Raw genomic sequence first — 18,830 nt, 5'->3', positions numbered from 1 at the left:
CCGCCCGGATGTGTGCCGGAACGGCGCCGGGGTAGCGCTCCGACCGACCACGAAGCATGCCGAGGAGGACCGATGACTCACTCCATCGATGCCCCGTTCCCGCCGCCGGTTCCGACCACGACGGGTACCACCACGACCACCGAGAACCCGTCCACCGGCGACGTCGCCAAGGGCGAGGCCCAGCACACCAAGGACGTCGCCAAGGGTGAGGCCCGCAACGTCGGGCAGACCGCCGCGCAGGCCGGCAGCCAGGTCGCCGCGACCGCGTCCGACCAGGCCAAGCACGTCGCCGGGGAGACCCAGCGCCAGGCCCAGGACCTGCTCGAGCAGGGGCGCAGCCAGCTCAAGGACCAGACGGTCGCCCAGCAGCAGAAGGCCGCCACCGGGCTGTCCTCGCTCGCCCAGGAGCTGCGCGGCCTCGCCGACGGCACCAGCGACGGCGCCCCCGGCCCCGCCCGCGACCTCCTCCACCAGGCCTCCGGTCTGGTCGAGGGCTTCGCCGACAAGCTGCAGAACCGCGAGCCGGCCCAGCTCCTCGACGAGGTGCGCACCTTCGCCCGCCGCAAGCCGGGCCTGTTCCTGCTCGGTGCCGCGGCCGCCGGCATCGTCGCCGGCCGGCTGACCAGCGGCGCCCGCGCCGTGCACAGCGACTCCGGCCAGGGCGGCAGCGACGCCCACCGCGGCACGTCCACGAACTACGTCGACCCGGCGCCGACGTACTCCGGGTACTCCACCGCCACCACCGGTACGGGCACCGGCGCGGGCGCGGGCGCGGGCACCGGCGCGCCGCTGCCCCCGCCGCCGTACGGCACGGTGCCGCCCGCCGGCGGCATGGTGCCCCCGGCCACGCCCGCCGGCTGGGACGACCCGGCCCGGCGTCCCGGTGAGGTGCGCTGAGATGAGCACCCCCTACTCCGGGGCCACTCCCGCCGGCTCGCAGGGCTACGCGGAGCCGACGCCTCAGAACTACGCGGCGGACTACTCCGAGGGTCAGCAGTACAGCGGGAACATGGGCACCCCCACCACCGAGTCCGGCCAGCCCGACGTCGAGGGCGTCTCGGTCGGCGCGCTCATCGGCGAGGTCACCAAGGACCTCTCCACCCTGATGCGCCAGGAGCTCGAGCTGGCCAAGGTCGAGCTCAAGGTCGAGGCCAAGAAGGCCGGCCAGGGCGCCGGGATGTTCGGTGCCGCCGGGTTCGCCGGCTACATGGTCGCGCTGTTCCTCTCCCTGGCGCTCATGTGGGCGCTGGCCAGCGCCATCCCCACCGGGTGGGCGGGGCTGATCGTCGCCGTCCTGTGGGGCGTGATCGGGGCCGTCGCCTTCGTGATGGGCCGCAAGAAGTTCCAGCAGGTGAACCCCAAGCCCGAGCGCACCGTGGACACCCTCCAGCAGGTGCCCGGCGCCCTGAAGCCCCACTGACCACCAGACCGCGAGGAGTCGCAACCATGACCAGCAGTGACCCGGACGTCATCCGGCGGCAGATCGAGGACACCCGGCGCGAGCTCAGCTACGACGTCGACGCCCTCAACGAGAAGGTCAACCCGTCCCGCGTCGTGGACCGGCGGGTGACCGCGGCCAAGGGCCGCATGACCTCCCTGAAGGAGAGGGTGATGGGGTCCGCCCACGACACCACCTCCTCGGCGCAGCACCGGGCCTCGGACGCAGCCGGCTCCGTGCAGGGTGCGACCTCGAACGCGGCCGGCAGCGTGCAGGACGCGGCCTCGTCCGCGGTCGGCGCCGTCCAGCAGGCACCGGACACGATCGTGCGCCAGGCGCAGGGCAACCCGCTCGCCGCCGGGCTGATCGCCTTCGGTGCGGGCTGGCTGGTGTCCAGCCTGCTCCCGGCCACGCAGAAGGAGCAGGAGCTCGCCCACCAGGCCGAGACCGCGCTGCGCGAGAACAAGGACGCGCTGCTCCAGCCGGCCAAGGAGGCGGCCCAGGAGATGGGTGAGCAGCTCAAGCCGGCCGCCCAGCACGCGGTGGAGGAGGTCAAGTCCACCGCCCAGGACGCGAGCGAGACCGTCAAGCAGGAGGGCCAGTCCGCGGCCCAGGACGTGCAGGGTCAGGCCCAGCAGTCCAAGGAGTCGGTGCAGGGCCAGGCCCAGCAGTCCAAGGAGTCGGTGCAGAGCCGGTCCTCCGGCTCCTGACACCCGCGGGTCAGCCGACCCGCACGCACGTCTGCGCCCCGCCGGGCCTCCCGGCGGGGCGCAGTGCTGTCCGCGTCCGGTCCCACCCCGACGGGTGAGCCGGCGCGGCCCCTGCTGCAGGCCCCCCGGCGCGGCGCCGTTCCCCCCTGGGACGACGACACCGGTCCCCCCGCAGCCGCGGGCCGGGATCACGACCGACGGGAGCTCCCGTGGACCCGGCCCAGCACTCCCCCGGCGGCGGCCTCGCCGGACCGGTCCCGGGCGGCGAGGTGCGCGTGCTCGTCGCCGACGACGAGGACGACATCCGCGCCCTGGTCTGCCTGGCCGTCCGCAAGGCCGGCTGCCAGGTGGTCGCCGCCGCCCCCGACGGCACGGCGGCGCTGGAGGCGGCGCGGGCCGAGCTGCCCGACCTGGCCGTCCTGGACGTCTCCATGCCGGGTGCGACGGGGCTGGAGGTCTGCGAGGCCCTCCGCTCCGCGCCCGCGACCGCCGGCACCCGGATCCTGCTGCTGTCCGCCGGCGCCTCGCCGGACGAGGTCGCCCGTGGCCTGGCCGCCGGCGCGGACGCCTACCTGCCGAAACCGTTCACGGTGTCGGGTCTCGTGCGGCAGGTGCGGGCGCTCGCCGTGCGGGAGCCGGTGGCATGAGCCTCGCCGTCCTCGACCGCCGGCAGGACGCCGGTGACCCCTGGATCCGCCGGCTCACCGAGCCGGCCGGCCGGCCCGCCGCCGTCCACGGGCCGCTGCTGTGCACGGTCCTGCACACCGCGGCCGCGCTCCTGCTGCTCACGGGTGCCCTTCCCGTCGTCGACCGCGGCCTCGTGCTCGCCGGCCTGGCCGCGGCCTCCGCCGCCACCGGGGTCGCGTGGACCGCCCGCCGGTCGCGTTCCGTCGTCGGCTCCCTCGCCGTACCGGCGGCGCACCTGGGCGCCGTCGCCCTCCTGCACGCGGGCACCGGCTCCGCGACCACCCTCTTCCTCCTCGTCGGCCCGCTGTGGGCGCTCGCCACGCTGCCGGACCGCCGCGGGGTGCTGGTCGCGGTGCTCGGGACGACGGCGGTGCTGGCGGCGCCCGCGCTCGCCGGCCCGCCGACCGCCGACGACCTGCCCGGCGCGCTGCTGCTCGGGCCGCTGGCGGTCGCCGTCGGCACCGCAGCGGTCCACGGGAGCAGCCGCCGCCTGGCCGCGCAGTCGCACCGCATCGCGCAGCTCCAGCGGGAGCAGGCCGCGCTGCTGGCCCAGGTGCAGAGCCGCGCGGACGAACTGGACACCGCCTCGCGCATCCTGGCCGCCCGCGCCCAGACCATGACCAGCGTGATCGACGCCGTCACCGAGCAGTCGATCATCGGCACCGACCGGGACGGCACCATCCGCGTCTGGAACCCCGGCGCGGAGAAGATGCTGGGCGTCCCCCGCCCGGACGTGGTGCGCACCCGGTCGATCCTCGACTTCCACCTGCCCGAGGAGCTCGCCGCCGCCGCCGAGGACCGCGGTTGCGGCACGGGCCTGGAGGCGCTGGTGCACGCCGCTCGCCAGCACGGCAGCGACGTCCGGGACTGGACCTACGTCGCCGCGGACGGGAGCCACCGCACCGTGTCGGTCGCCATCACGCCGCGCTCGGACGACCGCGGCGTGCACGCCGGCTGGAATTTCGTCGGCACCGACATGACCGAGGCACGCGCCACCGAGCGCTTGAAGGACCAGTTCGTGAGCCTCATCAGCCACGAGCTGCGCACGCCGCTGAGCTCGATCCTCGGTTACCTGGAGCTCGTCATGGACGACGAGGACCAACCGCTCACCGACGAGCAGCGGCAGTACCTGTCCACGGTGGAGCGCAACGCCCAGCGGCTGCTCCGGCTGGTCGGCGACCTGCTCTTCACCGCGCAGGTGGAGAGCGGCCGGTTCACCCTGCAGCCGGCCGACGTCGACCTCGCCGGCGTGGTACGCGCGGCCGAGGAGACCGCCCGGGTCGCCGCGGCGTCCGCGGGCGTGCAGATCGTCGTCGACGTCCCCGAGGACGGGCTGGTCGTCGCCGGCGACGCCGTCCGCCTGGGCCAGGCCTGCGACAACCTGGTCTCCAACGCGGTCAAGTTCACGCCGGCCGGGGGGCGCATCGACCTCGCCCTGCGGCGGGGCTGGCGGACACCCGACGGGGCGGTCGTGGACCACCGGTCGCAGGACGCGGTGCCGGTGGCGCTGCTCTCGGTCGCCGACACCGGGATGGGCATCCCCGCCGGGGAGCAGGGGCAGATGTTCACCCGCTTCTTCCGGACGTCGAACGCCCAGCGCAACGCCGTCCCCGGTGTCGGGCTCGGGCTCACGATCACCAAGGCGATCACGACCGCCCACGGCGGCACGCTGGACCTCGTGAGCGCCGAGGGCGTCGGCACCACCTTCACGATGGCCCTGCCCGTCGCCGGGTGACCTGAGCCCGCACCCGCGCCCCCGCCCCTGTGGGACGGGGGCGCGGCGCGTTCCGGGGACCTGCGCGTCGAACGCTGATTCCTTGCGGATTCCTTGCGGATCGCTGGCGGGTGGCCTGCGGTTGGGCCGCCAGAGTCCTCGTTGTCGCCGGAACACCGGCGGCCACCCGGACACAGGAGATGCAGGACATGAGCACCAGGACCACCGCCACCGCCTCCACCGCCCGCAAGGTCGTCGGCTCGCTCGGCGTGATCGGCGCGGCCGCCGCCGTCGCCGGCCTGGGGACCTTCGGCAGCTTCACCGACTCCACCTCGGTCGACACGACCATCAGCTCGGGCACGGTCTCCATCGACCTCACCCAGCCCGCCGCCATCCCGGTGACCACCGCCGGCTTCGTCCCCGGCGACGTGCTCACCCGCCCGGTGACCCTCGTCAACGACGGCGACACCGCCCTCGGCGCGGTCAACCTGAGCGCGACCGCCGCCGCGTCGAGCATCCTGACCAGCGACGCCGCGAAGGGGCTGCAGCTGACCCTCAAGTCGTGCCCCGTGGCCTGGACGCAGGGCACCACCGCGTCGACCTGGACCTGCGCCGGCGGCGAGACGATCCTCGGCTCGGGCGCCGTGCTCGCCCCCATCGCCCTCGGCCCGGTGAACTCGCTGAACGTCGGCGGCACCGACCACCTGGCCTTCTCGATCGGCCTGCCGGCCACCGCCGACAACGCCTTCCAGGGCAAGACCGCCGACCTGACGCTGACCTTCACCGGCACCCAGCGCAGCGGCACCGCCCGCTGAGCCCCGCCCGACGACCACTCGGAGACCACGCCATGACCACCGTCCTCCCCGTCCGCGCCTCGGGGGCAGCCGTTCGGCTGACCCTGGGCGAGGACGCGCGCTCCACGGCCGGCCGCCCGGCCGACCTGGGCCGCCGCACCGTGGGCCGCACGGCCCCGTGGCTGGTCCGCGGGGTCATGGGGATCGCCGTCCTGGCCTTCGCCGTCCTGGCCGTCGGACCGCACGTGCTCGGCTACCGCACGATGACCATGCTGACCGCGAGCATGGCGCCGGAGATCGAGCCGGGCGACATCACCGTCGCCACCCCGATCGACGTCACCGAGCTCACCGAGGGCATGGTGATCACCTACCACATGCCGGTGGGCGACCGCAGCCTCGTCACCCACCGCGTCGTCTCGGTCGACCTGGCCGAGGACGGCAGCGTCACCGTGCAGACCAAGGGTGACGCCAACGAGGCGGTCGACCCGTGGACCGCCGGCCTGGAGGGCGACACCGTCTACCAGGTCCGCGCCGTCATCCCGGAGTTCGGCCACCTGGTCCAGCTGCTGCGCACCCCGGTCGTCAACCAGGTGCTGCTCTACGGCGCCCCGGCCCTGCTTGCCGGCTGGCTCCTGCTCACCATCTGGCGCCCCACCCGTGAAGAGGAGACCCGGGCATGAACGCGCTCCACCGAGCCGGCGCCCTCGTCGGCGTGACCGTCGCCCTGATCGTCGGGAGCAGCATCCCCGCGTCGGCCACCTTCTCCGACTCCGTCGCCGGCCAGGCGACGATCAGCACCGGGACCGTGGCGGCTCCCTCGGGGGTCACCGTCGACGACTGGTGCGTCACCACCACGACCACCACCAAGCGGACGGTCTACACCGACCCCGTCACCGGGGTCCAGACGCAGACCGCGTGGAGCCGGACCTCGGACAGCACCGGCAGCAGCACCAACGTCGACAGCACCACCTCGACCTCGGCACCCGGCCCCGGCCCGAACGAGACCACGACCACGACGGTCGACAAGGACACCGAGCTGCACGTGTCGGTGAACTGGGCGCCCAGCGGATCGCGCGGCGTCACCGACTACGTGGTGGCCGCGCACCTGTCGAACGGGACCGCCTACGCGCTGGCCCGCGCGGCCGGCACGAGCACGTACGGCCACGAGGACGCCGACGCCCTCTGGTACAGCCCGCGGCTCTCCGTCACGACCATGACCAGCTACAACTGGACGGCCACGTCGGCCCTGACCCGGGTGCTGTCGTGCTGACCGCCCTCGTCGTGGACGCCGACGCCACCGCCCGCGGCCAGGTCGCCGACCTGCTCCGCCTCGGCGGCTGGCACGTCCGGGAGGCCGCCGGCCCCGAGGACGCCGTCCGCCTCGCCCTGGTCACCGACGTCGACCTGGTCGTGACCGGCCTGGTGCTGCCCGGCGGCCCAGGCGCCGAGATGCTCCGCCGGATCCGGCGCAACGGGTCCCGCGCCCGGTTCGTGGTGGTCGCACCGCACCCGACCGACGAGGACCGCGCCGAGGCCGCGGCCGCCGGGGCGCTGGTCACCCTGGCCGCCCCCGTCACGGCGCGGGCACTCCTGGACCTCCTGCGCGCCCGGACCACGGGGCCGGGCGCGCAGGCCGGGGACGCCGCCGGTGCGGACGACGACCTGGTCGACGCCGAGCTGATGGCCCGGCTGCAGGACGTCTACGCGGACGCGCTGCCCTCGCGGCTGTCGGCGATCGACCGGCACACCCGCGCCGGCGACGCCACCGCGGTCGCCTTCGCCGCGCACACCCTGGCCGGGACCAGCGGTCAGCTGGGCCACCCGGAGGTCGCCTCGATCTGCCAGAAGATCGCCGCCGACGCCCGCCGCGGGGTGCTCGCGCACTCCCGGGTCACCCGGCTGCACGAGCTCGCCGGCGTCTGAACCCCGACCCCGCGAGGCATAGGAAGCTCTACCGGCGTTCCACGGCCCCGAAACGGGTGGATAGCTTCCTATGCCTCCGTGAGGTCAGGCAGCGACCAGGCGGTAGCCCACGCCGCGGACGGTCCTGATCTCCGGGGAGTTCAGCCCGGCGGCCACGAGCTTGCGGCGCAGGTTGGACATGTGCGCCTCGACCAGGCGCAGGTTGCCCTCCCAGTCGGTGTGCCAGACCTCGCGCAGCAGCGTCTCCCGCTGCAGCACCCGGCCCGGTCGCGAGGCGAGGGCGGCGAGCAGGTCGAACTCGGTGCGGGTCAGGTCGACGACCTCGCCGTCGACCCGGACCTCGCGGCTGTCCTCGTCGACCTCGAGCTCGGCGAGCCGGCGCACCGACTCGGCCACCGCGGCCGGCTCCGCGACCGGCTGCGGGGCGGTCCGCGGGAAGCGGAGCATCGCCTGCACGCGGGCCACGAGCTCGCGCGGCGAGAACGGCTTGGCCATGTACCCGTCGGCGCCGACGGCCAGCCCGATGAGCAGGTCGACCTCCTCGGCACGGGCGGTGAGCATGAGCACGTAGCAGGGCGTCCGAGCGCGGATCTGCCGGCACACCTCGGTGCCGTCGGCGTCCGGGAGCCCGAGGTCGAGCACGATCAGGTCCGGCGGGTCGCGCCGCACCTCCTCGAGGGCCTCGGCCCCGGTACCGACGGCGCGCACGGCCAACCCGGCGCGCCCGAGCACCGTGGTCACGAGCTCGCGGATCTCCGGGGTGTCCTCCACCACGAGCACGGACTGATCCGGCACGACGCCTCCTCCTCGCTTGCTCGCTCAGCGTGCGGAGGCTGGTCCTCCGGTCACCTGACCGGGTGATCGGCACGGCGGCCGGCCGGCTTGAGCAGGCGGCCGTTCGCCCGGCCGGGCCGGCCCACCCCATCGGGTGAGGGGCGGGGAGCCCGGCTCATGGGACCGGCCGGTGCGGCCGTCAACCCCCGCGGGGACACCTCGTTCCCCCTCCCGGCACGCCCGGGGGACCCGACCGACGGGAGCCGGAACCGTGGACGGTGCCCTGCACGTCCTGGTCGTCGACGACGACCCCGACACCGCACTCTTCGTGCGCACCGTGCTGCAGCGGGGCGGCATGGCCGTGACCACGTGCGCGGACCCGCTCGAGGCGCTCGCCCTCGCCGCCCGCACCGAGTTCGACGCCGCGATCACCGACATCGAGATGCCGGGCATGACCGGGCTGGAGTTCCTCGATCGGCTCCGCCAGCTCCGCCCGGACCTGCCGGTGACGGTGATGACGGCGCACGCGTCGGTCGACTACGCCGTGGACGCCCTGCGCCGCCAGGCCGACGAGTTCCTCGTCAAGCCGGTGCCCAAGGACACCCTCGCCGCGACGATCCGCCGGCTGGCCGAGACCGCGCAGGCCAGGCGCGCCGCCGCTCCGCAGCGGCAGACGGTGCTGGCCATCGGCGCCCACCCCGACGACGTCGAGATCGGCGTCGGCGGCACCCTCGCCGCGCACCGCTCCGCCGGCGACCAGGTCGTCATCCTCACGCTCTCCCGCGGCGCCCGCGGCGGTGAGGTCGACGACCGGCAGGACGAGTCGCTGGCCGCCGCCGAGCTGATCGGCGCCCGCCTCTTCCTCGAGGACCTCGAGGACACCCGGATCAGCCCGATGGACCCGACCATGTCGATCATCGAGCGCGTCGTGGCCGAGGTGCGGCCGACGATCGTCTACACGCACTCGGCCAACGACCGGCACCAGGACCACCGGGCGGTGCACCAGGCCGCGACCGTCGCGACCCGGAACGTGCCGACCGTCGCGTGCTTCCAGAGCCCCTCGGCCACGATCGACTTCCGGCCGTCCCGCTTCGTCTCCATCGACGGGTTCACGCGCACCAAGCTCGACCTGCTCAAGAGCTTCCGCTCGCAGGCCGGCATCCGCGCCTACCTCCAGGACGACTTCGTCCTGGCCACCGCCCGCTACTGGTCCCGCTACGGCAGCGGCGGCCAGTACTGCGAACCGCTCGAGGTGGTCCGCGACGCCGGTGGCGTCGTCGGCGCGACCAGCGAGTCCGCCTTCCAGCACCCCACCCCCGCCACCTCGACCACCCCGGAGCGTTTCGGTGTCTGACCCCACCCCCACCCGCGTCCTCGTCACCGGAGCGGGCGGCCCCGCCGGCATCGCCGTGCTGCGCTCGCTGGCCCGGCGCGACGACGTCGTGCTCCTCGCGGCGGACATGGACCCCCTTGCCAGCGGCCTCTACCTGGTCGAGGCCGGTGCCCGGCACCTGGTCCGGCCGGGCCTGAGCGAGGAGTTCGTCGACCACCTGGTCGCGCTGTGCGAACGCGAGCGGGTCGACGTGCTGTTCTCCACCGTCGACGTCGAGCTGCCGCGGCTGGCCGCCGAGCGCAAGCGCCTGGACGCCGTCGGCACCACGCTGGCCGCCCCGAGCCTGGAGACCCTCGAGGTCTGCCTGGACAAGTACGCGCTGGCCCGGCGGTGCGCCGACGTCCTGCCCACCCCGCGCACCGCGCTGCTGGGCGAGACCGACGCCGACAGCTGGGACTACCCGGTGATCGTCAAGCCGCGCCGCGGCGCCGGCTCCCGCGGGGTGCACCTGGTCGAGGACGCTGCCGCGCTGCGCGCCCTCGGCCGCGACGAGGACACCCTCGTCCAGGCTCACCTGCCCGGCGACGAGTACTCGGTCGACACCCTCGCGGATGCCGACGGGCACGTGGTCGCCGCCGTCCCGCGCTCGCGGCTGCGGGTCGACTCGGGCGTCTCGGTCGCCGGGGCCACCGTGGCCGACCCGGAGCTGGATGAGACCGCCCGCCGGGTGGCCGCCGCCATCGGGCTGGTCGGGGTGGCGAACGTGCAGCTGCGCCGCGACGCCGAGGGCCGCCCGGCCCTGCTGGAGGTCAACCCGCGCTTCCCCGGTGCGATGCCGCTGACCGTCGCCGCCGGCGTCGACATGCCCTCGCTCGCCCTGGACCTGGCGCTGGGCCGGCCGCTGCCGGCCGAGGTGCCGTTCCGCGAGCTCGCCGTCGTCCGCTACCTCGAGGACGTCTTCCTCGCCCCGTCCGACGTCGTCGCCGAGGAGGCCGCCCGATGACCACCGCCGTGCAGGACCTCGACCTGCTGCTGACCGACCACCACGTGCACTCCACCTGGTCCGACGACGCGGTGAGCGCGCCGGCGGAGAACCTGGTCGCCGCCCGCGACACGGGCCTGGCCAGCATCCGCATGGTCGACCACGTCCGGACGACGACGACGTGGGTGCCCGGCTTCCTCGCCGAGGTGGCCGCGCTCCCCCGCGTCGAGGGGCTGGAGGTGCTCACCGGCGTCGAGGCGAAGATCCTGGACGCCTCGGGGCGCCTGGACGTGCCCGAGGACCTCGTGGTCGGGCCGGGCGGAGTGGACCGCATCCTCATCGCCGACCACCAGTTCCCCGGGCCGGACGGCCCGTGGAGCCCCCGCCGCACGCTCGAGGAGATCGAGGGCGGGCTGTCCGGCCAGGACGCGCTGTCGATCCTCGTCGAGGCCACCGTGCGGGCGATGGAGCGGGCCGGTCGCGGCCAGCTCGCCCACCTCTTCTCGCTGCTGCCCAAGATCGGGCTGCACGAGAGCGAGCTGCTCGACGAGCACGTGGCCGCGATCGCCGACGCCGCGGTGCGCACCGGCACGACCGTCGAGGTCAACGAGAAGTGGCGCTGCCCCGGCCCCCGCGTGGTGCTGGCCCTCGCCGCCGCCGGCGTGACCCTGGTCGGCTCCACCGACAGCCACGACGCGACGACCGTGGGCCGCTACTCCTGGGTGGCGGACGCGGCGTCGGCGACCCGGCTGGTCGGTGCCCGGTGACCATCCTCGCCGCGGGCACCGACGTGGCCGCGATCGGTGAGACGGCGCTGACCGTCTTCCTGCTGGTGCTGGTCGGCGTCGGGGCGGTCCCCGTCGTGGCCGGGCTGGCGCAGTTCCTCGTCATCCCGTTCCACGCGGTGCGCAACCACTACCGGGAGACCGGCCCGTACCTGCCCAACGTCGCGGTGGTGATCCCGGCCTGGAACGAGGCCGCGGTGCTCACCACGTCGATCGAGCGGCTGATGGGGCTGGACTACCCGCCCGACCGGCTGCGCGTGTACGTGGTCGACGACGCCAGCACCGACGACACCCCCGCGGTGCTCGCCGCCTGCGCCGCGCGCTTCCCGGGCCGGGTCGTGCACCTGCGCCGCGAGAAGGGCGGCGAGGGCAAGGCGCACACCCTCAACCACGGGCTGCGCGAGATCCTCGCCGACGACTGGATGGAGGCGCTCCTGATCATGGACGCCGACGTCATCTACGAGCCGGCCTCGCTGCGCAAGATGACCCGCCACCTGGCCGATCCCACCGTCGGCGCGGTCACCGCCTACATCCGCGAGGGCAGCGGTGACCCGGAGGGCATCACCCGCTTCATCGGGTTCGACTACCTGGCCGCGCAGGCCGCCTCCCGCCGGGCGCAGAACGTCGCCGGCGCGATGGCGTGCCTGGCCGGTGGCGCGCAGCTGCACTCGCGCGAGAACCTCGTGGCGATCGGCGGCCAGATCGACACCTCGTCGCTGGCCGAGGACACCGTCACGACCTTCCGCACCCAGCTCGCCGGGCGCCGGGTCGTCTTCGAGCCGCACGCCCGCGTGCTGGCCGAGGAGCCGGCCGGCGTCGACGCGCTGTGGAAGCAGCGGCTGCGCTGGGCCCGCGGCAACGTGCAGATCACCTCGATGTACCGGCACCTGTGGTTCCGCCGGTCGGTGCACCCGGGGCTGGGCGGCTTCTTCTTCGGCGTCTTCTGGTTCGCGATCCTGCTGCTGCCGGTGGCGATGCTGCTCACCTCGATCGGCCTCACCGGGCTGTACCTGCTCGACAGCGAACTGGCTTCGGAGGTGTTCGGGGCGGCGGTGTTCGTGCCGATCGCGACCTTCGTCTTCATGATCACGCTGACGATGTCGGTCGACCCGCGCACCGGGTTCACGGTGTGGCGCGAGGCGCTGCTGTTCCCGGGCGCGATCTCCTTCGTCGTCCTGCTGTCGGCCGCCTTCCCCGGCGTCGTCCCGCTGTCGGGCACCGCGGAGACGGTGTGGACGCTGTTCGTCTACAGCTGGCTGGTGCTCTGCATCCCGCTGGCCTACGGCGTGCGGAAGCTGGAGGGCACCCGCTGGGGGCGGCCGCTGACGCCGCTGGCGCTCTACCTCGTCGGCTTCGGGCCGCTGATGTGCGCGATCACCGTGGACGCCTACGTCAAGGAGTTCCGCGGGGCGGCGATGACCTGGGACAAGACCGAGAAGACCGGGAGGGTCACCGCATGAGCACCGTCCACCGCCTGGTGGGGGCCGGGCAGCCGTTCCGGGTCAGCCCGCCGGTCGTGCTCACCGAGGAGCTGCTCGCCCGCTGCGGCGGGCTGCCCCCGGTGTGGGCCGACCCGGTCGCGCTGGCCGACGAGACCGAGGCCGACCGGGTGCGCGAGCGCCGGCTGTGGGTCGGGCTGGCCGCGGCGGTCGCCGTCGTGGTGCTGCTGTACCTGGCGCGCACCGCCGTCCTCGGCGCCTGAGACCGCGCCCCGGCCCGCCCCCCTGACCCGGGGCGGGGCGGGGCGCACTCGCCGGCTCAGGTGAACGCGCTCACGCCGGTGAGCGCCCGCCCGACGATGAGCTGGTTGATCTCCCGCGTCCCCTCGTAGGAGTAGAGCGCCTCGGCGTCGTTGAAGAACCGGACGACGTCCCGCTCGAGCAGGATGCCGTTGCCCCCGAGCAGCTCCCGGGCCCACGCCACCGTCTCCCGCGCCCGGCTGGTCACGTAGCTCTTCGCCAGCGCGGCGTGGTCGTCGCGGAAGACGCCCTCCTCCTGCAGCTGGGCGACGCGCACCGCCATGCCGAGGCTCGCGGTGACGTTCCCGGCCATGCGGGCCAGCAGGTCCTGGATCAGCTGGAACCCGGCGATGGGGCGGCCGAACTGCTCCCGCTCCTTCGCGTACGCCAGCGCCGCCTCGAAGGCACCCATCTGGCAGCCGACGGCGCTCCACGCGACGCCGCCGCGGGTCAGCTTCAGCACCCGGTTGACGTCCTTGAACGTGTTGCCGCCCTCGAGCTTGTTCTCCGCCGGGACCCGGCAGCCCTCGAAGGCGATGTCGGCGTTCTGCACGGTGCGCAGGGCGTACTTGCCCTCCATCTTGGTGGCGCTGAACCCGGGGGTGCCCTTCTCCACCACGAAGGTCTTCACCGAGTCGTCGGCGACGTCCCGGGCGAAGACGACGACGAGGTCGGCGAAGGTGCCGTTGCCGATCCACCGCTTGGCGCCGTCGAGCACCCACTCGTCGCCCTCCCGCCGCGCGGTCGTCTCCAGACCGAGCGCGACGTCCGAGCCGCCGTGCGGCTCGGTCAGCGCGAAGCAGCCGATCTTCTCCAGCGCCAGCATCCCGGGCAGCCAGCGCTGCTTCTGCTCCTCGGAGCCGAGGGTGACGATCGAGCCCATCGCCAGGCCGTTGTGCACGCCCAGGAAGGTGGCCATCGACGGGTCGACGCGGGCGGTCTCCAGCGCGATGAAGCCGGTGAACAGCCGCGAGGCGCGCGGTGACCCCTCGGTGTCGTAGCTGCGGCCGACCAGGCCGGCCTCGGCGAAGCGCGGGACCAGCTCCATCGGGAAGGTCGCCGCCTCCCAGTGCTCGTTGACCCCCGGCCGGACCTCCTCCTGCAGGAAGGCGCGGATACCGGCCAGCTCCGCGCGCTCGTCGTCGGCCAGCAACGACTCGTAGGCGTAGAGGTCGCCGGGTACCAGGTCGTCGGTCATGCGGGTGTCCTCTCGTCGGTGAGGCCCGGGCTCCTACCCGCCGGGTCCGCGCCGCAACTCGACCGCCGCCGCGGGCAGCGGGGCCGTCGCCGCCCGGTTCACGGCGTGCTCGGCGGAGCCCCGCAGCCCCGCCGTCCGGCGTACCCCCGCGCGGACCCGTTCGACGGTGTCCGGGCCCATCTCGGAGAAGCCGGGGCGACTGGTGCCAACATCGTGCGCGTCGCGCTCGAAGCGCCGCTGCAGGCCGCTCCGGCCTTGCCCGGTGGCGACGGCCTGTCGGCCTTCATCGGGCCCGATGGCTGTCGAGTGCGACGAAGTCGTGGTCATCGGACTCTGATGACCACCGGTTCGTCGCACTCGCCGTAGCCGTCGCTCAGTGCTCGCGGGCGGAGCAGCAGGATTCGTCGCCCTCGCCGACGAGCACGCGCCCGCCGGGGCCAGCACCCGGTCGACGACGTCGCACTCGGCGCCGGGGGGCGTCCAGAAGGCGCGGACGTCGAAGGAGACGACGACGTCGAACCAGCGCCAGGGCAGGTCCGCGGCAGCACGCCGTGGCCGCAGCCGACCTCGAGCACCCGCTCCCCCGGCGCCGGGTCCACCAGCCCCGCCGCCCAGGTCAGCCGCTCCGACGCGCGCACGGGGAACCGCCTAGCTCAGCATCCGGGTGCCCGGGGGCAGCACCCCGCCCGCGAGCAGCGCCGCCGTCACGTCCTGCAGGGCGGTGAGGGCGGCGCGCTGCGCGAAGGGTCCGGTGGAGACCCGGGCGACGCCCAGCCGCTCCAGCTCCGCGACCGGCGGCGTGGCGCCGGGGAGCGGTTCCCTGACCAGCGGCCTGGCGGAAGCCGGTCAGGTAAGGCTAACCTGCACCCGTTGCCCGGGGCTCGGCGCCGGAGCAGCGCCGCCCTTGCCGTCTCGCGATAGGCGACCCGCACCATGTACGTGTGCCACTGCAACGTGGTGACCGACCGCGACATCCTCGAGGCCATCGCCAACGGCGCCCGCTGCGTCGCCGACGTCGCCCGCGCGACCGGTGCCGGGCGCACCTGCGGCAACTGCGTCGACTCGCTCCGCGACCTGGTGTGTCAGCATTGCCCGGTCCGGGCCGAGCGCGCGACCGAGCGTTCGGCCGAGCGAGAGCTGGGAGTATCCGGTGCAGCCCGTTAGCCCCCGCGTGGTGGAACTGCTCAACGACGCGCTGACCTTCGAACTGACGGTCACCAACACGTACTTCCTGAACGCCCGCATGCTCGACGCGTGGGGCCTGCCCAAGCTCGGCAAGGTCTTCTACGACCTCTCCATCGACGAGATGCGCGACGCCGACACCCTCATCCAGCGCATCCTGCTCTTCGACGGCCACCCCAACCTGCAGCGCCTCGGGGCGATCCGGGTCGGCGAGACCGCCGAGGAGATGCTGGTGCTCGCACTCGACAGCGAGAAGGCCGCCGTCGCGCAGTTCAACGCCTCCGCCAAGGAGTGCCACGACCTCGGCGACCACGGCACGGCATCGGTGTTCGAGGAGATGGTCCTCGACGAGGAGAAGCACGCCGACTGGTTCGAGGCCCAGCTGGCCGCGATCGAGCGCGTCGGCTCCCCGCAGTACCTCGCCGCGCAGATCGCCACCGAGACCCCCTGACGGCGCACCGCCCGACGTGACGAGGGCTTCCTCCCCATCCGGGAGGGAGCCCTCGTCGCGTCCCGGGATCAGCCGGCCAGCAGCTCCTGCAGCCGCTCGAGCTGCAGGCCGGCGGCGCGCAGCCCGATGCCGGTGTAGAAGACGTCGTCCTCGACCTGGAACGCCCGCCCGTCCTGCACCGCCGCGAGCATCGGCCACAGCGGCCCGGCGACGACGGCAGCCTCCCCCGAGTCGGCGACCGGCCCGTAGGACGAGTACAGGATCACGTCGGCGTCGGCCTGGGTGATCTCCTCCGGGCTCAGCTCGGCGAAGGTCGGGCGCCCCGCGGGGAGCTCCACCTGGTCGAGGCCGATGTCGGCGAGCACCGTGCCGATGAACGAGTCGGGCTGGTAGGCGCGGATGGTGCCGCCGACGAACCGGATCGGGCTGATCGTCGTGCCGGTCCCGATCTCCTCACCGAGCCGGGCGGCCTGCTCCTCGTAGTCCGCGATGAGCTCCGCCGCCTCCTCCTCCTTGCCGAGCGCCTCGGCGTCGAGGAGGAGGTTCTCCTTCCACGTGTCACCGACGTCGGCGGCGAAGACCGTCGGGGCGATCTGCGACAGCTGCTCGTAGATGTCCTCGTGCCGCACCGAGTTGGACAGGATGAGGTCGGGGTCCAGCGCGGCGATCTCCTCGAGGTTCGGCTCGGCGATCGTGCCGACCACCTCGATGCCCTCGGCGTCCTCGGCGAGGTAGCTGAGGAACTCCTCGGAGACGTCGGTGGTGACCGCGCCCACGGGCGTGACGCCGAGCGAGAGCGCGGAGTCCAGCTCCCCGGTGTCCAGGACGACGACCCGCTCGGGCTCCGCCAGGATCTCGGTCGTGCCCATGGCGTGCTCGACCGTGCGCGGGAAGGCGGCGTCACCGGCGGTGGTGCCACCGGCGGCCGCCGCGGTCTCGGGGGCGGCGTCGTCCCCGCAGGCGGTCAGGGCCAGGGCGGCCGCCGCGGCGAGGGCGCTCGCCCGCATGAGGCGCATCGTCATCGTTCTCCTTCGAACGGGTGCACATGCCCGGGGCATGCGGCTGGATCGGTCGGCAACCGTGTGGAAAACTGCCGAAAGCCAGGCAAGGCTAGCCTAAGTCGCACGCCGGCCCGCACCCACCGACCGAGCCCGGGAGACGCCGTGACCGTCGAGACCGCGCAGATCCCCGCCTACCGCACCTTCCCGGTGCGCGTCGCACGGGTGCAGCGGCTGAGCCCGAGCTTCCTGCGGGTCACCTTCAGCGGGCCGGAGATGGGCGACCTGACGTCCAACGGCCGGGACCAGCGGATCAAGGTCATGCTGCCGCTGCCCGGGCGCGACATCCTCGACTGCCCGGCGGGCGACGACTGGTACGGCGCCTGGCGGCTCCTGCCCGCGGAGCGCCGGATGCCGATCCGCACCTACACCGTGCGGGCGCTGCGCCCCGAGCACCGCGAGGTCGACGTCGACTTCGTCCTGCACGGCGCGACCGGCCCCGCCTCGGCCTGGGCCGAGCAGGCCGGGCCCGGCGACGAGGTCGTCCTGGTGGCGCCGAACGCCAGGTTCCCCGGGGAGACCGGCGGCTTCGAGTGGCACCCGCCGGCCGACGCCTCCTGCCTGCTGATCGCGGGTGACGAGACCGCGGTGCCGGCCATCTGCGCGATCGTGGAGGGGCTGCCCGCGGGCCGCCGCGCCAAGGTCCTGCTCGAGGTGCCGACGGCCGGTGACGTCCTGAACGTCGCCGCCCCGGCGGGCGTGGAGATCACGTGGCTGCCCCGCCGGCCCGCCGACGGGGCCCCCGCCGCGCCGCGGGGGCAGCTGCTCACCGGGGCCGTCCTCGCGGCGGTGCGGGAGCTGGGCGACCTGATCACCCCCTCCCCCGCGCCCGACCTGGCCGACGTGGACGTCGACGCGGGGATCCTCTGGGAGGTCCCCGCCGAGGGCACCGCCGCGGGCTCCTCCGGCGTCTACGCCTGGCTCGCCGGCGAGGCCGGCGTGGTCAAGGGCCTGCGCCGGCACCTGGTCCAGGAGGCCGGCGTCGACCGTCGGTCGGTGGCCTTCATGGGGTACTGGCGCGAGGGCCGCGACTCCGACTGACGGACCTCCGTTTGACACCGTGACATCAGACGGTGTCACATGGTCTCGTGCCTGGTTACGACCTCGTCGCCACGGACGGCCTGAGCGTCATCGGGACCGTCGGCTTCTTCGTGCCCGCGGCCGTCCTGGTGGCGCTGGTCGCGGGGGCCGTCGTCCGCGACCGCCGGATCAGCGCGCGGGAGGCGGCGGCCGAGGTCGACCGCCGGGGCACGGCCCGGGAGGAGATCGCCGACGGCGACGCCCCCTACCGCTAGCCTCCGAGCTCTCCCAGCGCCACCTCGACGGCGTCCGCCACCTCCGCGGCCATCTCCGTGCGGAACGCCGCCAGCACCGCCTGCGCCGACACGGGCTGGAGCCGGGCGACGGTGGCCAGGATGGCGTCCAGCTGCTCGGGCGGTGCCCCCGCCTCCACGAAGCCCCGCCAGACGGTGCCCACGAACATCTGCACGTAGGTGCGGCTGATCGCCCGCACGTGCTCGTTGACCTGCGCCTGCGCCGCGATGAGCGCCGTCACCGGCACGCCGAGGGCCACGACCTGCTGCCCGGCCACGAGGAGCGCCGGGTCGAGCACCCGCAGCCGCTCCCCGTCCAGCCGTTCCACGATGCCCAGCGCCACCAGCTGGTCGATCAGCTCCGGACCGGCCGGCACGCCCATCCGTGCGGCGAGCTCCGGGCCGGTGGCCTCCTCCGGCTCCGGCGGGAGCCAGGGCGCCAGCAGTGCCCGGTGCAGCGCGAGGGTGGCCGAGCTCGCGGTCGGCGGCGCGCTGGCGAGGGTCCGCTCGATCATCGCCAGCGAGTACCCCTCGGCGAGCATCTCCCGGACGAGCAGCAGCCGGGCGACGTGCTCGCGACCGTAGTAGCCGGTGCGGCCGGCCATCCGCGGCGGCGGCAGGAGCCCCCGGGCGGCGTATGCGCGCACGTTGCGGACGGTGAGCCCGACGCGGGCGGCGAGCTCGTCGACGGTCAGCTCGTGCTCGGCGTCGTCGCCGGGCGGCCGGGGCTGGGTTGCGCTCACCGGGTC

Annotated in this window: 22 protein-coding genes; 18 read left to right on the top strand and 4 right to left on the bottom strand. The window is 74.3% G+C overall.

The window, feature by feature from the left end; translation table 11 throughout:
* Window positions 1–72: 72 nt before the first annotated feature.
* From BMW62_RS06760 to BMW62_RS22130, 9 genes are all read left to right on the top strand, one after another.
* Entirely contained in the window at window positions 73–897 is an 825-nt protein-coding gene (locus tag BMW62_RS06760) for a hypothetical protein (RefSeq protein WP_091930068.1), read from the top strand.
* A gap of 1 nt (window position 898) precedes the next feature.
* Window positions 899–1,420: a phage holin family protein gene (locus BMW62_RS06755; protein ID WP_091930067.1), complete on the top strand. Its 522-nt coding sequence runs from the start codon at window positions 899–901 to the stop codon at window positions 1,418–1,420.
* Window positions 1,421–1,446: 26 nt separating this feature from the next.
* Window positions 1,447–2,148, top strand: coding sequence for a DUF3618 domain-containing protein (locus BMW62_RS06750; RefSeq protein ID WP_091930066.1), 702 nt, complete (start codon window positions 1,447–1,449; stop codon window positions 2,146–2,148).
* A gap of 209 nt (window positions 2,149–2,357) precedes the next feature.
* Window positions 2,358–2,795 (top strand): response regulator transcription factor, encoded by a 438-nt coding sequence (locus tag BMW62_RS06745; RefSeq protein ID WP_091930065.1) that lies wholly within the window; start codon window positions 2,358–2,360, stop codon window positions 2,793–2,795.
* A complete protein-coding gene (locus tag BMW62_RS06740; RefSeq protein WP_091930064.1) occupies window positions 2,792–4,570 on the top strand; it encodes a sensor histidine kinase in 1,779 nt (592 codons plus the stop codon). Before BMW62_RS06745 ends, BMW62_RS06740 begins: the two co-directional genes overlap by 4 nt.
* Before the next feature lie 188 nt (window positions 4,571–4,758).
* Window positions 4,759–5,364 (top strand): TasA family protein, encoded by a 606-nt coding sequence (locus BMW62_RS06735; RefSeq protein WP_170852242.1) that lies wholly within the window; start codon window positions 4,759–4,761, stop codon window positions 5,362–5,364.
* A gap of 32 nt (window positions 5,365–5,396) precedes the next feature.
* Complete coding sequence (locus BMW62_RS06730; protein WP_091930062.1) at window positions 5,397–6,023, top strand: signal peptidase I; 627 nt, start codon at window positions 5,397–5,399, stop codon at window positions 6,021–6,023.
* Complete coding sequence (locus tag BMW62_RS22505; protein ID WP_170852241.1) at window positions 6,020–6,613, top strand: hypothetical protein; 594 nt, start codon at window positions 6,020–6,022, stop codon at window positions 6,611–6,613. Before BMW62_RS06730 ends, BMW62_RS22505 begins: the two co-directional genes overlap by 4 nt.
* Window positions 6,607–7,266: a response regulator gene (locus BMW62_RS22130; protein WP_170852240.1), complete on the top strand. Its 660-nt coding sequence runs from the start codon at window positions 6,607–6,609 to the stop codon at window positions 7,264–7,266. The genes BMW62_RS22505 and BMW62_RS22130 overlap by 7 nt, the downstream gene beginning before the upstream one ends.
* A gap of 84 nt (window positions 7,267–7,350) precedes the next feature.
* Here the strand turns inward: BMW62_RS22130 and BMW62_RS06715 are convergent, their stop codons facing one another.
* On the bottom strand, window positions 7,351–8,061 hold the full coding sequence (locus tag BMW62_RS06715) for a response regulator transcription factor (protein WP_091930061.1): 711 nt from the start codon (window positions 8,059–8,061) through the stop codon (window positions 7,351–7,353).
* A gap of 250 nt (window positions 8,062–8,311) precedes the next feature.
* On the opposite strand from BMW62_RS06715, the gene BMW62_RS06710 reads away from it, so the two are divergent.
* Genes BMW62_RS06710 through BMW62_RS06690 form a run of 5 tightly spaced genes read left to right on the top strand, consistent with a single transcriptional unit; the run spans window position 8,312 to window position 12,842 of the window.
* Window positions 8,312–9,394: a response regulator gene (locus tag BMW62_RS06710; protein ID WP_211435016.1), complete on the top strand. Its 1,083-nt coding sequence runs from the start codon at window positions 8,312–8,314 to the stop codon at window positions 9,392–9,394.
* On the top strand, window positions 9,387–10,376 hold the full coding sequence (locus BMW62_RS06705) for an ATP-grasp domain-containing protein (protein ID WP_091930060.1): 990 nt from the start codon (window positions 9,387–9,389) through the stop codon (window positions 10,374–10,376). Before BMW62_RS06710 ends, BMW62_RS06705 begins: the two co-directional genes overlap by 8 nt.
* Window positions 10,373–11,122, top strand: coding sequence for a histidinol-phosphatase (locus tag BMW62_RS06700; RefSeq protein ID WP_091930059.1), 750 nt, complete (start codon window positions 10,373–10,375; stop codon window positions 11,120–11,122). Before BMW62_RS06705 ends, BMW62_RS06700 begins: the two co-directional genes overlap by 4 nt.
* Window positions 11,119–12,600, top strand: coding sequence for a glycosyltransferase family 2 protein (locus tag BMW62_RS06695; protein WP_211435015.1), 1,482 nt, complete (start codon window positions 11,119–11,121; stop codon window positions 12,598–12,600). Before BMW62_RS06700 ends, BMW62_RS06695 begins: the two co-directional genes overlap by 4 nt.
* Window positions 12,597–12,842, top strand: a complete 246-nt coding sequence (locus BMW62_RS06690) for a hypothetical protein (RefSeq protein ID WP_091930058.1) — start codon at window positions 12,597–12,599, stop codon at window positions 12,840–12,842. Before BMW62_RS06695 ends, BMW62_RS06690 begins: the two co-directional genes overlap by 4 nt.
* 56 nt (window positions 12,843–12,898) lie before the next feature.
* Here the strand turns inward: BMW62_RS06690 and BMW62_RS06685 are convergent, their stop codons facing one another.
* Window positions 12,899–14,077 (bottom strand): acyl-CoA dehydrogenase family protein, encoded by a 1,179-nt coding sequence (locus tag BMW62_RS06685; RefSeq protein WP_091930057.1) that lies wholly within the window; start codon window positions 14,075–14,077, stop codon window positions 12,899–12,901.
* A 933-nt stretch (window positions 14,078–15,010) separates the two neighbouring features.
* Between BMW62_RS06685 and BMW62_RS06670 the strand changes: the two genes are divergently transcribed.
* Together BMW62_RS06670 and bfr are read left to right on the top strand one after the other, a co-directional pair.
* The gene (locus tag BMW62_RS06670) at window positions 15,011–15,241 is read left to right on the top strand and encodes a (2Fe-2S)-binding protein (protein WP_091930055.1); all 231 of its coding nucleotides are present in this window, start codon (window positions 15,011–15,013) and stop codon (window positions 15,239–15,241) included.
* A gap of 10 nt (window positions 15,242–15,251) precedes the next feature.
* The gene (gene bfr, locus BMW62_RS06665) at window positions 15,252–15,710 is read left to right on the top strand and encodes a bacterioferritin (RefSeq protein WP_244523878.1); all 459 of its coding nucleotides are present in this window, start codon (window positions 15,252–15,254) and stop codon (window positions 15,708–15,710) included.
* Window positions 15,711–15,778: 68 nt separating this feature from the next.
* On the opposite strand, the gene BMW62_RS06660 is transcribed toward bfr, so the two are convergent.
* Window positions 15,779–16,732 (bottom strand): ABC transporter substrate-binding protein, encoded by a 954-nt coding sequence (locus BMW62_RS06660; protein WP_091930053.1) that lies wholly within the window; start codon window positions 16,730–16,732, stop codon window positions 15,779–15,781.
* 141 nt (window positions 16,733–16,873) lie between these two features.
* Between BMW62_RS06660 and BMW62_RS06655 the strand changes: the two genes are divergently transcribed.
* Both BMW62_RS06655 and BMW62_RS06650 read left to right on the top strand, forming a co-directional pair.
* On the top strand, window positions 16,874–17,809 hold the full coding sequence (locus tag BMW62_RS06655) for a siderophore-interacting protein (RefSeq protein ID WP_091930052.1): 936 nt from the start codon (window positions 16,874–16,876) through the stop codon (window positions 17,807–17,809).
* Between the two features lie 47 nt (window positions 17,810–17,856).
* Window positions 17,857–18,063 carry a hypothetical protein gene (locus BMW62_RS06650; protein WP_091930051.1) on the top strand — a complete coding sequence of 69 codons (207 nt, stop codon included), beginning with the start codon at window positions 17,857–17,859 and terminating at the stop codon, window positions 18,061–18,063.
* Here BMW62_RS06650 and BMW62_RS06645 read toward each other — a convergent pair.
* Window positions 18,060–18,824, bottom strand: coding sequence for a MerR family transcriptional regulator (locus tag BMW62_RS06645; protein WP_091930050.1), 765 nt, complete (start codon window positions 18,822–18,824; stop codon window positions 18,060–18,062). The two genes, BMW62_RS06650 and BMW62_RS06645, sit on opposite strands and share 4 nt — an antisense overlap.
* Between the last annotated feature and the right edge of the window lie 6 nt (window positions 18,825–18,830).

This window comes from Blastococcus sp. DSM 46786, assembly GCF_900109665.1.
GTDB lineage: Bacteria > Actinomycetota > Actinomycetes > Mycobacteriales > Geodermatophilaceae > Blastococcus > Blastococcus carthaginiensis.
Note: the sequence above shows the minus strand (reverse complement) of the source record. Positions and strands in the feature narration are given on the sequence as shown.

Bases quoted from the DNA above. Each gene is read 5' to 3' on its own strand.
- BMW62_RS22505 (WP_170852241.1), top strand. From the start codon at position 6,020: ATGAACGCGCTCCACCGAGCCGGCGCCCTCGTCGGCGTGACCGTCGCC.
- BMW62_RS06730 (WP_091930062.1), top strand. From the start codon at position 5,397: ATGACCACCGTCCTCCCCGTCCGCGCCTCGGGGGCAGCCGTTCGGCTG.
- BMW62_RS06670 (WP_091930055.1), top strand. From the start codon at position 15,011: ATGTACGTGTGCCACTGCAACGTGGTGACCGACCGCGACATCCTCGAG.
- BMW62_RS06760 (WP_091930068.1), top strand. From the start codon at position 73: ATGACTCACTCCATCGATGCCCCGTTCCCGCCGCCGGTTCCGACCACG.
- BMW62_RS06700 (WP_091930059.1), top strand. From the start codon at position 10,373: ATGACCACCGCCGTGCAGGACCTCGACCTGCTGCTGACCGACCACCAC.
- BMW62_RS06685 (WP_091930057.1), bottom strand. From the start codon at position 14,077: ATGACCGACGACCTGGTACCCGGCGACCTCTACGCCTACGAGTCGTTG.
- BMW62_RS06740 (WP_091930064.1), top strand. From the start codon at position 2,792: ATGAGCCTCGCCGTCCTCGACCGCCGGCAGGACGCCGGTGACCCCTGG.
- BMW62_RS06755 (WP_091930067.1), top strand. From the start codon at position 899: ATGAGCACCCCCTACTCCGGGGCCACTCCCGCCGGCTCGCAGGGCTAC.
- BMW62_RS06735 (WP_170852242.1), top strand. From the start codon at position 4,759: ATGAGCACCAGGACCACCGCCACCGCCTCCACCGCCCGCAAGGTCGTC.
- BMW62_RS06750 (WP_091930066.1), top strand. From the start codon at position 1,447: ATGACCAGCAGTGACCCGGACGTCATCCGGCGGCAGATCGAGGACACC.
- BMW62_RS06660 (WP_091930053.1), bottom strand. From the start codon at position 16,732: ATGACGATGCGCCTCATGCGGGCGAGCGCCCTCGCCGCGGCGGCCGCC.
- BMW62_RS06690 (WP_091930058.1), top strand. From the start codon at position 12,597: ATGAGCACCGTCCACCGCCTGGTGGGGGCCGGGCAGCCGTTCCGGGTC.